The following is a 14,472-nucleotide window of genomic DNA, read 5'->3' on the forward strand; positions in this document are numbered from 1 at the left end:
GTCAGACTAACGCGGAGTGACACTTTCAGCCTAAGACTATAGTGTCGCGTGACACTTTTCTTTCTACTAGTTCGCATGCCTGACGTATGCGCGTCAGCGCTACGGTCAGATTTTTGAAGGATACGGCACCCAGGGCGAGCCTTACGCCTGTTGTTTGAAGGGTGTCGCAACTGGCAAAAGCGCTCGGTGGTGCGATTGAAACACCGAGTGCCTTTGCGTTTTCAGCGACGTTCTCTGCTGTGGATGCATCCATGGGCAGCCAAAGGTGAAAGCCGTCTCCACCCGGTTCTGTCATGCGTTTGCCCAATATATTACGGGCAAGATTCCGTCGTCTTGCGGCTTCGGCACGTAAAGATTGACGGACGCTGCTAGCCGTTCCATCGCTCAACCACTGAGCCATCATCGCATAGGACAGGGGAGCGATCATCAGGGATGATGCAAGCAGTACTGGAAGTGTCTGCGCTGCGAATGCAGCTGGGGGGGCAAGCGCGCCTATGCGCAAACCTGGACTGATGATTTTTGACAGACTGGAAACATGAAAAGTCCGTTCCGGAATGAGCGCCGCGAGAGTGTGGTTTAGCTTGCTCTGTCCAGCATAGACACCATCTTCGATGACCAGAGCATCGAACCGGCGGCATAACTGGGCAATGGCATGTACTCGATCGCTATCCATGCAAGCGGTGGTTGGATTATGCAGGGTGGGCGTTACATACACTAATGCCCGTCCAGTTTGGGGTGACGATAAGGCGGCTTCCAGCCCATCAGGCATCATCCCGCGCGCATCCATGGCAATACTTTGCAAGGTTTTTCCTCCGCGACGCACTGTGTCCAGCATGCCGGGGTAGGTCACCTCTTCGGTTATAATGCTGCCCACATGTGGGCGCGCGACGGTGAACGCCACGCTGAGTGCCTGTTGCGCTCCACCAGTCAGTAACAGATTTTCCGGATCGATTTCGATACCGCAACCTGTCAGCCAGTGCGCCATAATTCGACGGTGTTCGATATGTCCAGCAACAGGTGGATAAACGTTAAAAAGGGCGGCGTCGACGGTACGGGCCAGACGTGACAGGGTGCGAGCGAGTGCTCGGTCACTAAACATGGGCGGGGGCATATTGGTGGACATATCCAGCAAAATCGACCGATCATCCGCCCGTGCTGCAACGAAAGATCCACGCCCATGCTCGGCCCGCACTAATCCGCGTCTTTCAAGAATGGCATAAGCGCGCGTAACGGATCCAATGCCGATGCCCAGACGCCACGCGAGGTCACGGTGTGCTGGCAGTCGATCGCCAACAGACAAAATACCATGGAGTATGTCTGATCCCAGCACGTCGGCTAGACGCTCTGCTGACGATCCGGTTCCGTCTGGGAGACGTGCATTCCAAGGTGACTGGCTTCGCATTGTTTTGCCTAATTAATTTTAGAAAGCTCAATAGTGGGGGAATACCCCGCTCTGGATGGCAGATGGAGGGTGGTTAGGACTATTCTATCGTATCGTCCCGCCCCCGCGAAGCCAGAAGCCAATCGTCAGGGCTACCTGGAGGGTTCGAAAAACCCTCTGGTTTTGAGTCTGTCTCTGTGATTCCATTTCTCCTGCATTGATTGAGGGAGAAGATGAAGCAGGCTGGTTTCTTTGACGTTGAAGAGCGGCTTGCGCGATTGAGCGGGCTTGGTGATCAGCTTGAAGCGTTCTGCCCTGCTCTGGAGAAGGCCCTGGCCTATTCAGATGGAAGCAAAGGCGGGCGACGGCCATTTGATCCGGTGCTGATGTTCAAGATCCTGGTGATCCAGACGCTGAACAATCTGTCTGATGAACGGACGGAATATCTCATCAACGACCGGCTGTCGTTCATGCGTTTCCTTGGTCTGGGGCTTTCAGATCGGGTGCCTGATGCCAAAACAATCTGGCTGTTCCGTGAACGCCTGACACAGGCGGGGGCCATTGAAAGACTGTTTGAGCGCTTTGATGCGACCCTGCGGAACGCAGGCTATCTGCCGATGTCGGGTCAGATCCTGGATGCAACGCTGGTGGCTGCTCCAAAGCAGCGCAATACTAATGCCGAGAAGGTAGATCTCCGGGCAGGACGTACCCCCGAAGACTGGCAGGACAAGCCGTCCAAGCTGTCGCACAAGGATCGCCATGCGCGCTGGACGCTGAAGTTCACGAAGGCGAAGCGGCAGGATGATGGAACCATGCCATCCAGCGATCTCGCCATCCCGTTCTTTGGCTACAAATCCCAGGTATCGATAGCGGGGCCGGGTTTGATGCCATGGAGAAAGTCGGAGAAGCGCAGGCTTCGGAGACGTGGTTGTGGATCAGACCCGGTTCCCAGCATGCCGGGAACCGGGTCTATACTCTCAGAGCGAACCAGGCCGGTTCGGGGCTGAAGTCCCTGAGAGATCCGCCGATCGTCTCGTCTTTTGTGAAGCATGAACCCGGTCCGGCCGCGCTGACGGGGCAAGAGTAACAAGATTGTGGCGTCTGCTTTGAGTGAAGTTGATCGGCCACGAATGACACACCTGACTGTGACCGTAGCGTTGGTTCCCTCACCAGAAAGGACCGACCATGACATTCCGTATCATTGGTATTGATCTGGCCATTCGCGGAGATCACCTCGCTCAGATCTATGACGATGGCCGCCCTAATGGCCGTGCAATTCGTTTCAGGCACGATCAGCCCTCACTCGCCGCTTTTGTTCAGACAGCCGTGATGGGGCTGAGAGCGGATGACCACATTCAGGCCATCATGGAGCCAACCGGCATGAGCTGGTTTCCTGTTGCCCACCATCTTGCAGATGCTGGCGTCACCGTGGCTCGTGTCAAGGGAAAACGGGTCAAGGCTCTACGCCGTTACCTTTCCGAACACGCCAAAACGGATATGGCTGATGCCCAGATCCTGGCGGCCATACCGTCATTTGGTGGACCACGTCTTGATCCAGTCCACATTCCGGATCCGCAAAGCCACGCTCTTCAACGTCTAATCAAACAGAGAAGCCGCTTTCAGAACGAGATCGCGGATGCCAGGCGGCGCCTGCTTGATCTCATTCGTTGGGCATCCCCCAGGCTTGAAGCAGTCTTGCCCGACTTAGGAACACGGCTCTCTTTGGCCCTGTTGCAGAAATGGTTTCACCCCTCGGATGTTTTGAAGGCGCGTCGTACGACATTCGCCAAATATGTTGGAGCTCATGCGGGAGGGAACCATCCGCGCAGTGGGCCCTTTGTGGAAACGCTGATCACAGGGTTACGTGAAGCGGCGCAATACGCTCAAGACCTTCATGGGACACACATTGATTTTTCGGAACTACAATTCCAAATCGCGACGGGAATTGAGAATGTTCTGAAGAAAATCCAACCAGTTGAAGATTTTGAGCAGCATATTGCAGATCTCTATAAACACCTCGACCCACAGGCTCTTCTGCTCAGTGTTCCGGGTGTCGGCCGTCATCTCGCGCCAACCCTGATCGGTATCTTGCAGAACATTGAGCGGTTTCATTCCGAAAAACATTTACGGTGGTTCTGTGGCCTGTTTCCCAGGAGGGCTGATAGTGGTGGTGTGGAGCGAGCGGGCCAGACCCTGATCCAGGGTGGCAATAACCGCATCAAACATGCACTTTATCTTGCTGCTGATACGGCACGAAAAACAGATCCTGAACTGGCAGAACTTTATTGGAGGCTGATGACGGCGAAAGGTCATCATCACAAACAGGCTTTATGTGCCGTTGCCAATCGTATTGTGAACCGGATCTTCAGCGTTCTCAAACGAGGAAAGCCTTATGAAGTGCGCGACAGGGAGGGAAACAGCATCACCCTCTGTGAAGCAAAAGCTATCACTCTGGAGCGCTATACTGTCGGAGAAAACAGTAGAGCAGGACGTCGTTCCAATCGGATCGAAAAGAACTCCTGAAACCGGAAAAATTGCTTGCGCTCTCGGTACAAGATCACGTCTCCATCGACCGGAAGTATCGGTTCATCCGGAAATGGAAGACGACGGATGCCGTTGCCAGCGATGGCGCGCGATTGAGAGAGGGGCTGCTGGATAAAACCAATACGGCCTCAAGCGTCTGGGCAGACACGGCCTATCGCTCCAAAGCCAACGAAGACTTCATGGAAAAGCAGGGCTTTGTCTCCAAGGTTCACAGGAAAAAGCCGCATCTCAAACCTATGCCCCGGCATATCCAGAAATCGAATGCCGGAAAGTCTGTGATCCGATCTCGTGTCGAGCATGTCTTTGCCGATCAGAAATCACAGACGGGACTGCTGATCCGAACTGTCGGTATCACCCGGGCCACCATGAGGATCGGGCTCGCCAATATCGTCTATAATATGCGCCGTCTTCTCTTCCTGGAGCGAATCAGCGCGAGCGCGTAGTCATCCAGCAGGGGACAGCCCCTAATCCGTTCAAAACACAAACAGAAAACGCCCCAAAGAACCGTCAATCAGATTGCCAAAACCCAGAAATCACGGGCCAAGCACATCAATCAACGGTTCTTCGATCCCTCCATCTGCATTTCGTGCCCTCTTGACGAGGCAAGCATCTCTTCCAATTTTTCTTTCGCTGGACGCCATCGGGTCCGGCATAGGCTCTGTGAGCCAGACAACTGAAGTCCATGTTGCTTTAATCGGAGGATGTGGATGTCGACACTGAAAGGACTTTATTCCCGCTATCGCCGCTCCTTGCGCACAGCCGCCCGGAGATGGCGCAACCGACTGGAGGGAGGCGTATCATGGTAACGCGCCCCCTTTTTGGAGACGATCCGCTAGCTCCGCGTGTCCTCTCCGTGCTCCGCCGCCTCGGTCATGACGGACGTGGCGTGATGCTGACGTCTCTGGTGGCCCATACCGGTATACCGGGGATCAGACTTCGCTCTACGCTGGAATGCCTGGTCCAGGCGGGCACGGTCACCCCTGCCGGGTGTGATCCTCTGGCTTCTGATCTCGCGTTCCGTGTCCCCATGCGGGCAAGAGCCGCACCGCCAGTTCCGATCGCGGCGTAAGGCACAACCGCGCCGGGTAGATCAGAAACGCCTTCTCCGAGCGGAAGCGCCATCTTTTCTGGAACGACCGCACGAATGAGAGGGTGGAGCGGGGCCTTCCATCGGAGGTCCCGCGTTTCTGCAGATGAAATCAAAAGCAGCGAGAACAGGGAGATGTCGAGTTTTATTCATTTTCTCAACCTGAAGGCGCTTCAGCACTATTGGAATAACCATCCCCCCGTGCCCCGTTCACGGGGGACAATGCGGCCAGTTTGGTCGCACTCCGCGGGAAAGACGGAGCGAGCGGAACAGACAGCCAAGCAACCTCGGCACCTTCGGCAGCGGGAGAGGCCACATGTCGCTGTCGGTCTCATCCTCATGCTGCTGGTCGGAATGGTCTCGCCGACATCAGCTCATGCACCGCAGGGTATGCTGTCGTGCGAGACAGAAAAGCAGCCGGTAAACATTCCATCCATGCCACTGGCCCGCGCCATAGAGATATTGAGCCGGCAGACCGGGTGCCCGGTCCTAATCGACCCGATCCTTATGGACGGCAGGACCTCGGCAGCCGTCAAGGGCGCCTATACGCCTCAGGCCGCCCTCCTGCATCTGTTCGGATCCGTGCATATCGACGTCACCGCCACTGTTTCTGGCTTGAGCGTCAGTCCTCTGGATGCGACGGCTCTGACATCGGGTGACACGCGGTCCGGCCTGAGGAGTGCACCATGACTCTTCATACGGACAGGCCGAACAAAATTATGTCGCTTCCGACCGTTCAGATCAGCACAGAACTGGCGGTCCTGCTTGCCCACTATCTCAGCTACGAGGAAAAAGACCGCGGATACGGCGGCCTCATGCATCGGGCGGCTGACCATCTGATTTACCACCTGGTATCTCGCTGGAGAACCGCGCCAGACCCGGAAGCGACGACCCGACCAACGCCGTGGTCCGAAAACTCCTGCCTGTCGCTGACCGCACGCACATGGCCAAGGCCTTGGGCTAGTCGTTGGGAGACCTCGAAAATCAACTGACATTGGCCTTGCCAAAGGCCGTGCGAGATCATGCCAGAATATTGTCCTGTTGTCTGCCATGCTGGCACCGGATGTAAGCCGGAAGGGCCATGAGCCCTTCCAGAGACTGATTCAGTCCGCAGGGGAGTTCGCATCCACATCCGAGGGATCAAGCGGTTCGACCAGTCCTTTTAACTCTGGATCAGTGGAACTGCTCTAAAAGAAAAACCAGACCCAGGGCGTGGGAACTATAACGCAATTCATAGATGGGAAAACGGCTATGGAAGACCTCTCCATGAAACGTTCCTGGCAGAGCAGGGACTGGTCCCACTTCATCAAGCTGTTCAGGGGCCTGACATTCTACGAGCGTTTTGAACAGGCGATCATTCTGACCCTGATTGCGCTCATCATGCTGGTCACCGCCATCGCGACGATTCATCTGATCGGCGCGGTATGGCATCTGGTCGTCGATGTCGGAATCGATCCGATCAACCAGACGATCTTCCAGGCGATTTTTGGCGCGATCTTTACTGTTATCATCGCCCTTGAATTCAAACACTCCCTGCTGGTCGTTCTTGCCCAGCATGAGAACGTCATCCGGGTACGGACCATCGTCCTGATCGCCCTCCTGGCGATTGCCCGCAAATTCATCCTGCTGGATCTGCATGATGTGACTGCCATGGAACTGTTCGCTCTCTCGGCGGCTGTTCTGGCGCTGGGTGCCGTCTACTGGCTGGTCCGCGAGCAGGATGCGCGTGTCGCGCGCGATGCCAGAGAACAGGCGCATCTTGAAGATAATCCTGCGGCCCGCTGTGAGCCTGAACGGTCTTCATCCTGAAGAATCGAAGTAAAGGCGGTCTATAACGCCGCCTTTACTCAATCCCCACTATGTCTCGTGCGATGAGGACGTCTTCTTCGCCGTCTCTGGCCCTGACGGTGCCAGATGATCTGTGTCGATGGGCCGGAACGGCGGAATGGGTTGTCCGGGAGAGTAGACCGGTCCCTTGTAGTTCTGATCCAACTGGCTTGCGTTCAAGCTGTCGACCAGCATATCACCTGTGCCGTCTTCGTAATGAGTGCGAGCCCCGGTTTCGGGGATTGTGGACGTTCCCTCAGTCGCCCTTGCATCGAACGATGTTGCAGTCGTCCGGACAACATCACCAGCATGTGCGCCCGACTGGCTCAGTAGAGACAAGCTCAGAGCAGCGCACGACAGAGATATTTTCATCCTCTTCATGCTCATGACCTTTCGAGATTCTCCCTCGGCCGGATGAATGGCCGGGGGAGAGTTTTCGTCACGCCATCAGGCTGCCTCTTTCCGCGCCTCAATCTGGGGCACGGCTTCCTCCGCACGTGCTGTAGAGGACGTAATCGCGATACGACGCGGCTTCATCGCTTCGGGTATCTCACGTTTCAGAGTAATGGACAGAAGTCCGTTCTCGAAGTGCGCATCGGTGACTTTCATATGCTCGGCCAGATCGAAGCGGCGTTCGAATTCTCTGCCCGCAATACCCCGATGGAGATATTCGGTGGCGCTTTGCGGCTCCGGCGCCTTTCGACCTGTCACGACAAGAGTATTGCGCTCCTGTGTGATCGTAAGGTCGGCCTCGGCAAGTCCGGCAACCGCCATGTCGATCCGGTAATCATCCTCACCGGTCTTGACGATATCGTAAGGCGGCCAGTTATCGACCGCCGGAATCCGGCTGGCGAGATCAAGGGCGTTGAGCATTCTGTCAAAACCCACGCTCGAACGGAACAGGGGAGCAAAATCAACGGTGGCTCTCATAGCCATATCCTCCTTTGAGCAACATGGACACAAGATCAAAACTGATAGTTCTGTCTGCCGACCCCTTCGGCGGCCGGCAGATTCAATCTGGGCACTCCGTGCATGGTGTCAAGAGGTATCAAAAATGCAGAAAGGCAGGTTTGGGCGTCCTCAATCGTTCGCGTGTTCAGAGTGGACCAGAACAATGCCTGATAGTATCGGATGGAAGTTGCTGGCCGTGGCATTCGCCGCGACCATGCTGATTGCCGCTCCGGCGGAGGCCTGGCCGTGGATTTATGCTGGACCACCCATTGTCGTTCCACCACCAGTCCTGGTCGCGCCGCTAGCTGTCAGTTGGGGTGGGCGGTCTCCTTCAGAAGGCTTATCAACCGCCGGTATGGCACATCAATGCCGCAAGGAGGCCTTCCACCCCATCTGACATGTCTTGTTCTATGATACGTTCTCAGAAGGGGCTGCTTTTATGCAGCCGAGCGGAGAATGCACTCGGGTGGGAGGAAACTCCATCAGCTCATGGTGATTGCGGACTGTCCGCTTAGGAGCTTGGCGAATGGGGGCTTGTATGTCCGGGATGAGGGCGACTACAGCCCGTCTGCTCTGTTGTTGATGAGCCGACAGGCTGTTTAGGGGGGGAAGCGGCAGGTCGGCTATGCACGCAGATATGACAAAAGCGGACACGAAACTTTGTGCTGCGATCTGGTTGCGCTTAATTTGTCTACCTTAGAATAAATCTCCGTGCTATGAAGTGACTAGTTTAATGGTCAGGAGATTCGATGTGCAAACTGTGAATTTGGTGGACGCAAAAGCCCACCTCAGTCGTTTGGTCGATCAGGCCATGCAGGGCGAACCCGTTCGCATTATGCGTCGGGGGAAAATCGTCGCACAAATCGACAAAGTCACATGCAAGCGCAAGCCTGTTGATTTGAACGCTCTGCGCTCGCTTACAGCCAATATGACAGTCCAGGCTGTGTCCGCGCGAGAAATGGTACGGGATATGCGAGACGAGGCACGATATTGAGCGTTTATATCGATACGTCCGTTCTGGTTGCCGCGCTGACCAACGAGGCAGAGACAGACCGGATGCAATCATGGCTTTCCAGTCAGGATCCAGACGAATTATTTATAAGTGATTGGGTCGCGACTGAGTTTTCTTCCGCACTTTCAATCAAACTACGGAGCGGTCAGATCAACGTTGCTGACCGTGCAAATGCGTTAGCCCTCTTTACTCGTCTGTCCGCTGAAAGCTTTCAGATTTTGCCCATAACGACACAGCAGTTCAGGGCAGCGGCGCGTTTTTCTGATCAGTATGCGTTAGGGCTGCGTGCAGGTGATGCCTTACACCTTGCCGTCTGCGCCGATCACGGAGCAACGTTATGCACTCTTGATAGACGCCTCGCTGAGGCAGGTCCTAATATAGGCTTAAAAACAAAGCTACTATAATTTGTCAGGAATGGGGGGGTAGCCGGTTGTGTTGGGATAAGAAGCGTAACCAAAGCCATCCCATCAGGGCAGACAGAACAGAGCCAGCAAAGATGCCCATCTTAGCTGGTGTCACAAGATCTGATCCGGAAAATGCCAAGTTTGCGATAAACAGACTAATCGTGAACCCAATGCCGCATAGCAACGAAAGCCCAAACAGCATCCCCGTCGGCGTTTCAGCCGGAAGCGTGGCGATCTTCAGGCGGGTCGAAAGCATTGTTATACCAAAGATGCCGACCGGTTTGCCAACAATCAGTCCTAATATAATCCCGAGCGGAGCAGCCTCCAGCATCATGTCCGGATGAACGCCAGCTAGTGAAACACCCACGTTCATGAAACCGAACAGCGGTAGAACGACCCAGGTAACGAAAGGGGTCAACGCAGAAGATGTCCGATCAAGTGGCGTAGCTTGTCTGGCATCCATTCCTGAGGTGACTGCTGGAAGGCATAGGCCGGTGATGACTCCAGCAAGCGTCGGGTGCAGGCCGGCATCCAGAAGCGCCACCCATAACAGGACGCAACCGATGCCGTAGCTCCAGAGAGTTCTGATCCCAATCCTGTTCGCGCCGACCAATGCGGCAGTCACGATCACGACCGCGATAAGCCCCGGCCAATACAGAGCGCTCCCATAAAATAGGGCGATCACCACAATCCCCAGCACATCGTCGAAAATGGCAAGCGCCATCAGCCAGGCCCTGGCTCCCGGCGAGACATGCCTTCCAAGAGCAAGGATGATTGGCAACGTAAACGCGGCATCCGTTGCAACAGGAACGGCCCAGCCGCGTGTCGCTTCCGGATGATCGCATGTTACCAGCAGATACGTAAGGGCCGGCACGATCATTCCCCCCAACGCTCCGATAAGCGGAAGGGCGATGCTGCGTAGTGATGAGAGGTGCCCGGAAACAATTTCCTTTTTGATTTCGAGAATGACCACCAGAAAGAATAGGGTCATGAGTCCGTCAGAGACCCATGCATCAATGTTTTCTGGCCCCCGCTCTCCCAAGATGGGTAATTTCATGGGCGTTGTTATCAGGGTGCCGTAACCCGACGCCCATGACGAATTCGCCAGGACAAGACCCAACAGGGATGCCAGCAGGAGAACAGACGCCCCACCTGCGGGAGAGGCCAGAAAACGTCGGATATGCGTTGTGGACGGAACAGAAAATTCGCTCATTCCTCTTTGTTGAATGAGGCAGGCTCCCACACAAGCCTGTAGCGATGCGCTACCTTGTCATAATGTTTCTATTAATGCCCGCTTTCCGGATGGCCGTTTAACGCGGCTGATGTTCGGCGTGTAGGCGTAAGCGGACCTGCTGCTTACGCCCTCATCTCGGACATGCAAAGCGCCGTAGAGAATTTCCAAAAGCAGACATGCTTTCTGTATGCCGTCTAACTACCGCTCATACGCCTGACTATGCATCCCATAATCTCTCAGGAATTCTTATCTGCCTCACCCAATGTCTGCGCCGCGACGATCGACCAGTCCTTTTCTCCATGCCCAGCATCAATGGCTTCTCCCATCTGTCCGAAGATCGCAGCCAGCATTGGCAGTTCACGACCGGTCGCAGCACCCGCTTCTGTCGCAAGCCTCAGATCCTTGAGGCCGAGAGCCGCACGGAAGCCGGGTTCGTAAACCCGGTTCGTGATATTCTTCGAGTAGACCTGATAAGATCGACTGCCAAACAGCGTATTTAGGATCAGATCAAAAAATACCTCGCGTGCGACACCATTAGCCTCTGTCAGCACAACTGCCTCCGCCATCGCCTCAATCGCCATGGTAATCATCATATTACACGCAATCTTAGCCGCATGAGCTCCCCAAGGTTTGTCCCCCATCGGCCAAATACGTTTGCTCAAAACCTCGAATACGGGCACGAGCCTGGCCAAATGTGTTGGATCGCCACCCGTCAGGATCTGCAACGCGCCGTCTGCCGCAACATCCGGCCTGCCAAGAACAGGGCTTGCCACAAATGCCACCCCGGCTTGGTTGTGCAGCGCCGTCAGCTCGCGCGAAAACGCGACCGAAATCGTGGACATCATCACATGGATCACACCTGATTTTGCGCGTGACAGCAAATCTGGATCGACGATTACGGAGCGAACAGCCGTATCATCTGACAATATTGTCAGTACGACATCGCCCTCGAAGGCCTTATCCGGTATTTCCAGCGTGGTCACACCTGCAAGCGTGCGGCCCGAGCGAGTCCAAGCGGAAACGTCATGGCCGTTGCGGACCAGATTGGTGGCCATAGCACGACCCATCGCACCGAGGCCGATAAAGGCTATCTTCATGCTAACGCCTCTGTGTTCGGCGCAAGCCATGCCAGTACTGGAGCCAGTGCTTCGTCAGAGTTTTTCTCGTAAATCAAGCCATGTCCGTTGCCGTGCACGCCATAATCCGGCAGGTGCATCAACTCGGCTGAAGCCCCCGCATTATTCAAAAATGCAGCAGTGGGCAGGCTTGCGGCGGCAAAGTCGCTAGCCTCGGCGGTCACGATCAGGATCGGCAATTCGACCAGAGACGGCAGGCGATACGTACCTGGCTCTGCAGCTTGCAGGACCGTTGCATCGCTCACAGGCGGTTCGAACGCCAGTGGCGCGGCAGCAGCGCCCCACGTCATCGGTCCGATGTTGGGAATGGTCGCAAAAGGCGGCCCCATTGGCTCGATCGCAACGATACCCCGCACGAGATCAGGTCTCCGATCAGCGACCAGCCAGCCATCCGGGCCGGAGGCAGAATGCGTCAGCAGGATCGCAGGGCCAATTTTATCCAAAAGGGCTGCGGTCCGGTCGGCATCCATCGTCTGGGAGACGCACAAATCAGCGGGCAATGGCCCATAACCCGCGATAAAATCGTCCATTGCCGACTCGTTATCCGCAGCAAACGGCCATTGTGTATGGCGCGGATTGGTACCAGGGAAATAGATCTGACGGCCGCCTTCATAGGAAAACGGCGGTCCCATTGCCCCGGTGATGTCCGTATGCAGGGGCGAACGCCCGTGCCCCGGCCGGTCGATCACTAGCACTGCATAACCTGCTTCAACCAGACGCTGCGCCCATCCCGCTCGGCCATCGGGCGTATCGAACCATTCCGTCCCCTGAAACCCGCCCCCATGCATCAAAACGATCGGGTAAGGACGTGTAACGTGTTCGGGTGCCTCCCACTCCACATACATCGGTGCACGCTGATAGGTGCGGCCAGATTGGACCACGCGCTCGCCTGGTATCCAGAAATGGCCTCGGCGAATACTGCGTAGCGGTGCATTCGACCATGGGTGATGAAAATTCATATCAGAACCTCAGAGAGGCAATACGCGCAGGCGCAGTGGTTCAAGATTGGTAAAGCGAGGCACATCCGCCATGACGGCCGCAACTTCCCGACTGCTGAATGCGACCTCGATACTGGCTGAATCGGTAAAGCGGCACTCGCAGATCGCGACAGTTTCGGAAGTGTCCTTCGCTGGGTAGAATGCTGCGAGCGACACAAGCCCATAGGCACCAAAGGCATTCCTCACCAGCGGCAGGTGGCGCTCCACATAGTATACCCGGTCGAAACGATCGGCTGGTGTGCCGCGATAGATCACATATAAGACCGCTTCATTCATGCGCCGAACCCGCCGTCAATCGTGTGCATGGCGCCCGTGATCCCACTCGCATGCGGACCTACGAGATAGGCCACCAAGTGTGCCACATCTTCTGCTGTGCCGTGCCGTTTGAGCGCCATCTCGTCATGCATCGCCTGCACGAGGGGACCGTCATGAGGATTCATGTCGGTGTTCGTCGGACCCGGTTGCACCACGTTAACCGTGATATCACGCGCGCCAAAATCTCGTGCCAGACCACGCGCAAGACCCTGCAATGCCGATTTACTCATTCCATAAGCCGTAAGACCTTCGAACGGCATTCTGTCTCCATGCACAGAACCTATCAGGATAATCCGGCCGCCCTCACTCATCTGACGCGCAGCTTCGACGGATGCGAAATAAGGGCCGCGAATATTGACGTCGATCAGATGGTCTACTGCATCCGGCTCCAGCGTTAGCGGGTCGCCTGGCAACAGAAGGGCGGAATTATAGACCAAAACATCAAGCGGCCCTATCTCGCGCAGGAGGGCAATCGTCGCATCGCGGTCTGAAGCGTCGCTGCGGATCGCGTGTGCGCCAGTACGAGCCGCGACTGCCTCCGCAGCTGTCTGCGATCCAGCCCAGGTGAATGACACGTCGTCGCCTTCTGCAGCAAAGCGCGCGACGATCGCCGCCCCAATTCCACGACTGCCGCCGATGACCAGAATTTTGCGTGTTGCCGAAGCCAACATTAGGAGCTCCTTGAATTTGTTGATTGATCGCTACATAATTCATTAAGCACTAACGTCAAGGATTTTTGAGTGACCGATCATTTATTATCAAAAGGAGCGCGTGGCCGCCCCCGCCGGTTCGATCCAAATGCCGCTCTCATCACCGGGCGCGCATTATTTCACACGCACGGTTATGAAGCGCTTGGTATTGCCGCCATTACCGAGGCACTCGGTATCCGGCCGGCCAGCTTCTATGCTGCGTTTGGGAGCAAGGCCGCCTATTTCGAGCGAATTGCAGAAGCGTATGTGGCCGAAGTTCTGCCGCTGGAGGCCTTCTTTCGTGATGACTGTCCGATTGTCGACAGTATTGCCGAGCTGCTGGGCGAAGCCGCACGCACATACACGACCTGCAGTGATCAAGCAGGGTGCCTGATCCTTGAAGCGTTGCGGGCCGATCGTAGCGGCGAAGGAAGGCGCATCGCTATGCGCGTTGCTCAGATCCGTCGTGAAAAGCTGCAAGCCTTCATCGCCCGCGGGGCACCAGCGGTAGCATTAATCGCAACCGACGTCGTGACGGTGACAATGGCCGGCATGTCGGCTGCTGCGCGAGATGGTGTCAGCTGTGTATGTCTGGAGCAGGTCGCAGCGGTTGCTACGGTCGGCCTACGTTCACTTATCGAGGGAAGCGCGTAGGCAGTTGATCAATAGTGATGATATGGTGATATGTTCGCAATCCCGACTCTACGAACTGATCTCAGGCTGACTTTCATTAAACTGCCTATCTGCTCAGTGATGTAGGAGCAGACAGGCGGCTTACGCCTTCAAAGCGGTCGTTCAGACGGTGTCTGCAACTTCCCAAAATCGGACGCAGCTAAATTTAGGATCTGACAGGCGATGGATTCTGCGTAATGTCGGGCAAACTGTGCATCCCAA

At 55.8% G+C, this 14,472-nt stretch carries 16 protein-coding genes and 2 pseudogenes; 10 read left to right on the top strand and 8 right to left on the bottom strand.

Annotated features, from left to right (window positions below):
- Nucleotides 1–25: 25 nt before the first annotated feature.
- Nucleotides 26–1,330 (bottom strand): aminotransferase-like domain-containing protein, encoded by a 1,305-nt coding sequence (locus A0U94_RS14670; protein ID WP_338030065.1) that lies wholly within the window; start codon nt 1,328–1,330, stop codon nt 26–28.
- A gap of 284 nt (nt 1,331–1,614) precedes the next feature.
- Here A0U94_RS14670 and A0U94_RS14675 point away from each other — a divergent pair.
- The 7 genes and pseudogenes from A0U94_RS14675 to A0U94_RS14705 form a co-directional block, all read left to right on the top strand.
- Nucleotides 1,615–2,250, top strand: a pseudogene (locus tag A0U94_RS14675) (transposase); the annotation flags it as partial.
- Nucleotides 2,251–2,566: 316 nt separating this feature from the next.
- Nucleotides 2,567–3,904, top strand: a complete 1,338-nt coding sequence (locus A0U94_RS14680; protein WP_077804074.1) for an IS110 family RNA-guided transposase — start codon at nt 2,567–2,569, stop codon at nt 3,902–3,904.
- 29 nt (nt 3,905–3,933) lie between these two features.
- Nucleotides 3,934–4,368: pseudogene (locus tag A0U94_RS14685) on the top strand (transposase); the annotation flags it as partial.
- A gap of 356 nt (nt 4,369–4,724) precedes the next feature.
- Nucleotides 4,725–4,994 (top strand): hypothetical protein, encoded by a 270-nt coding sequence (locus A0U94_RS14690; RefSeq protein WP_077804075.1) that lies wholly within the window; start codon nt 4,725–4,727, stop codon nt 4,992–4,994.
- Between the two features lie 357 nt (nt 4,995–5,351).
- Nucleotides 5,352–5,702, top strand: coding sequence for a hypothetical protein (locus A0U94_RS16190; protein ID WP_235993401.1), 351 nt, complete (start codon nt 5,352–5,354; stop codon nt 5,700–5,702).
- Complete coding sequence (locus tag A0U94_RS14700) at nt 5,699–6,004, top strand: hypothetical protein (protein ID WP_233142707.1); 306 nt, start codon at nt 5,699–5,701, stop codon at nt 6,002–6,004. The genes A0U94_RS16190 and A0U94_RS14700 overlap by 4 nt, the downstream gene beginning before the upstream one ends.
- Before the next feature lie 259 nt (nt 6,005–6,263).
- Complete coding sequence (locus A0U94_RS14705) at nt 6,264–6,821, top strand: phosphate-starvation-inducible PsiE family protein (protein WP_077804077.1); 558 nt, start codon at nt 6,264–6,266, stop codon at nt 6,819–6,821.
- Nucleotides 6,822–6,869: 48 nt separating this feature from the next.
- On the opposite strand, the gene A0U94_RS14710 is transcribed toward A0U94_RS14705, so the two are convergent.
- Nucleotides 6,870–7,211 carry a hypothetical protein gene (locus A0U94_RS14710; protein ID WP_099287170.1) on the bottom strand — a complete coding sequence of 114 codons (342 nt, stop codon included), beginning with the start codon at nt 7,209–7,211 and terminating at the stop codon, nt 6,870–6,872.
- A 75-nt stretch (nt 7,212–7,286) separates the two neighbouring features.
- Nucleotides 7,287–7,769 (bottom strand): Hsp20 family protein, encoded by a 483-nt coding sequence (locus A0U94_RS14715; protein WP_077804079.1) that lies wholly within the window; start codon nt 7,767–7,769, stop codon nt 7,287–7,289.
- Between the two features lie 754 nt (nt 7,770–8,523).
- On the opposite strand from A0U94_RS14715, the gene A0U94_RS14725 reads away from it, so the two are divergent.
- Nucleotides 8,524–8,784 (top strand): type II toxin-antitoxin system Phd/YefM family antitoxin, encoded by a 261-nt coding sequence (locus A0U94_RS14725; protein WP_207728951.1) that lies wholly within the window; start codon nt 8,524–8,526, stop codon nt 8,782–8,784.
- Nucleotides 8,781–9,206: a type II toxin-antitoxin system VapC family toxin gene (locus A0U94_RS14730; protein ID WP_077804081.1), complete on the top strand. Its 426-nt coding sequence runs from the start codon at nt 8,781–8,783 to the stop codon at nt 9,204–9,206. Before A0U94_RS14725 ends, A0U94_RS14730 begins: the two co-directional genes overlap by 4 nt.
- A 4-nt stretch (nt 9,207–9,210) precedes the next feature.
- Here the strand turns inward: A0U94_RS14730 and nhaA are convergent, their stop codons facing one another.
- The 5 genes from nhaA to bdcA form a co-directional block, all read right to left on the bottom strand.
- The gene (gene nhaA, locus A0U94_RS14735) at nt 9,211–10,419 is read right to left on the bottom strand and encodes a Na+/H+ antiporter NhaA (protein WP_077804082.1); all 1,209 of its coding nucleotides are present in this window, start codon (nt 10,417–10,419) and stop codon (nt 9,211–9,213) included.
- Between the two features lie 257 nt (nt 10,420–10,676).
- A complete protein-coding gene (locus A0U94_RS14740; protein ID WP_077804083.1) occupies nt 10,677–11,537 on the bottom strand; it encodes an NAD(P)-dependent oxidoreductase in 861 nt (286 codons plus the stop codon).
- Nucleotides 11,534–12,457, bottom strand: coding sequence for an alpha/beta hydrolase (locus tag A0U94_RS14745; RefSeq protein WP_244178139.1), 924 nt, complete (start codon nt 12,455–12,457; stop codon nt 11,534–11,536). Before A0U94_RS14745 ends, A0U94_RS14740 begins: the two co-directional genes overlap by 4 nt.
- 87 nt (nt 12,458–12,544) lie before the next feature.
- Nucleotides 12,545–12,850 (bottom strand): EthD family reductase, encoded by a 306-nt coding sequence (locus A0U94_RS14750; RefSeq protein WP_077804085.1) that lies wholly within the window; start codon nt 12,848–12,850, stop codon nt 12,545–12,547.
- Nucleotides 12,847–13,560 carry an SDR family oxidoreductase gene (gene bdcA / locus A0U94_RS14755; protein ID WP_077804086.1) on the bottom strand — a complete coding sequence of 238 codons (714 nt, stop codon included), beginning with the start codon at nt 13,558–13,560 and terminating at the stop codon, nt 12,847–12,849. The genes A0U94_RS14750 and bdcA overlap by 4 nt, the downstream gene beginning before the upstream one ends.
- A 69-nt stretch (nt 13,561–13,629) precedes the next feature.
- On the opposite strand from bdcA, the gene A0U94_RS14760 reads away from it, so the two are divergent.
- Nucleotides 13,630–14,232, top strand: coding sequence for a TetR/AcrR family transcriptional regulator (locus A0U94_RS14760; RefSeq protein WP_077804087.1), 603 nt, complete (start codon nt 13,630–13,632; stop codon nt 14,230–14,232).
- Nucleotides 14,233–14,472 lie beyond the last annotated feature (240 nt).

This window comes from Gluconobacter albidus, assembly GCF_002005485.1.
Classification (GTDB): Bacteria; Pseudomonadota; Alphaproteobacteria; order Acetobacterales; family Acetobacteraceae; genus Gluconobacter; species Gluconobacter albidus.

Excerpts from the sequence above, each read along its gene's own strand:
- A0U94_RS14680 (WP_077804074.1), top strand. The coding sequence starts at position 2,567 with ATGACATTCCGTATCATTGGTATTGATCTGGCCATTCGCGGAGATCAC.
- A0U94_RS14740 (WP_077804083.1), bottom strand. The coding sequence starts at position 11,537 with ATGAAGATAGCCTTTATCGGCCTCGGTGCGATGGGTCGTGCTATGGCC.
- A0U94_RS14710 (WP_099287170.1), bottom strand. The coding sequence starts at position 7,211 with ATGAAAATATCTCTGTCGTGCGCTGCTCTGAGCTTGTCTCTACTGAGC.
- A0U94_RS14750 (WP_077804085.1), bottom strand. The coding sequence starts at position 12,850 with ATGAATGAAGCGGTCTTATATGTGATCTATCGCGGCACACCAGCCGAT.
- A0U94_RS14690 (WP_077804075.1), top strand. The coding sequence starts at position 4,725 with ATGGTAACGCGCCCCCTTTTTGGAGACGATCCGCTAGCTCCGCGTGTC.
- A0U94_RS14705 (WP_077804077.1), top strand. The coding sequence starts at position 6,264 with ATGGAAGACCTCTCCATGAAACGTTCCTGGCAGAGCAGGGACTGGTCC.
- A0U94_RS14725 (WP_207728951.1), top strand. The coding sequence starts at position 8,524 with ATGGTCAGGAGATTCGATGTGCAAACTGTGAATTTGGTGGACGCAAAA.
- nhaA (WP_077804082.1), bottom strand. The coding sequence starts at position 10,419 with ATGAGCGAATTTTCTGTTCCGTCCACAACGCATATCCGACGTTTTCTG.
- A0U94_RS16190 (WP_235993401.1), top strand. The coding sequence starts at position 5,352 with ATGCTGCTGGTCGGAATGGTCTCGCCGACATCAGCTCATGCACCGCAG.
- bdcA (WP_077804086.1), bottom strand. The coding sequence starts at position 13,560 with ATGTTGGCTTCGGCAACACGCAAAATTCTGGTCATCGGCGGCAGTCGT.
- A0U94_RS14715 (WP_077804079.1), bottom strand. The coding sequence starts at position 7,769 with ATGAGAGCCACCGTTGATTTTGCTCCCCTGTTCCGTTCGAGCGTGGGT.
- A0U94_RS14700 (WP_233142707.1), top strand. The coding sequence starts at position 5,699 with ATGACTCTTCATACGGACAGGCCGAACAAAATTATGTCGCTTCCGACC.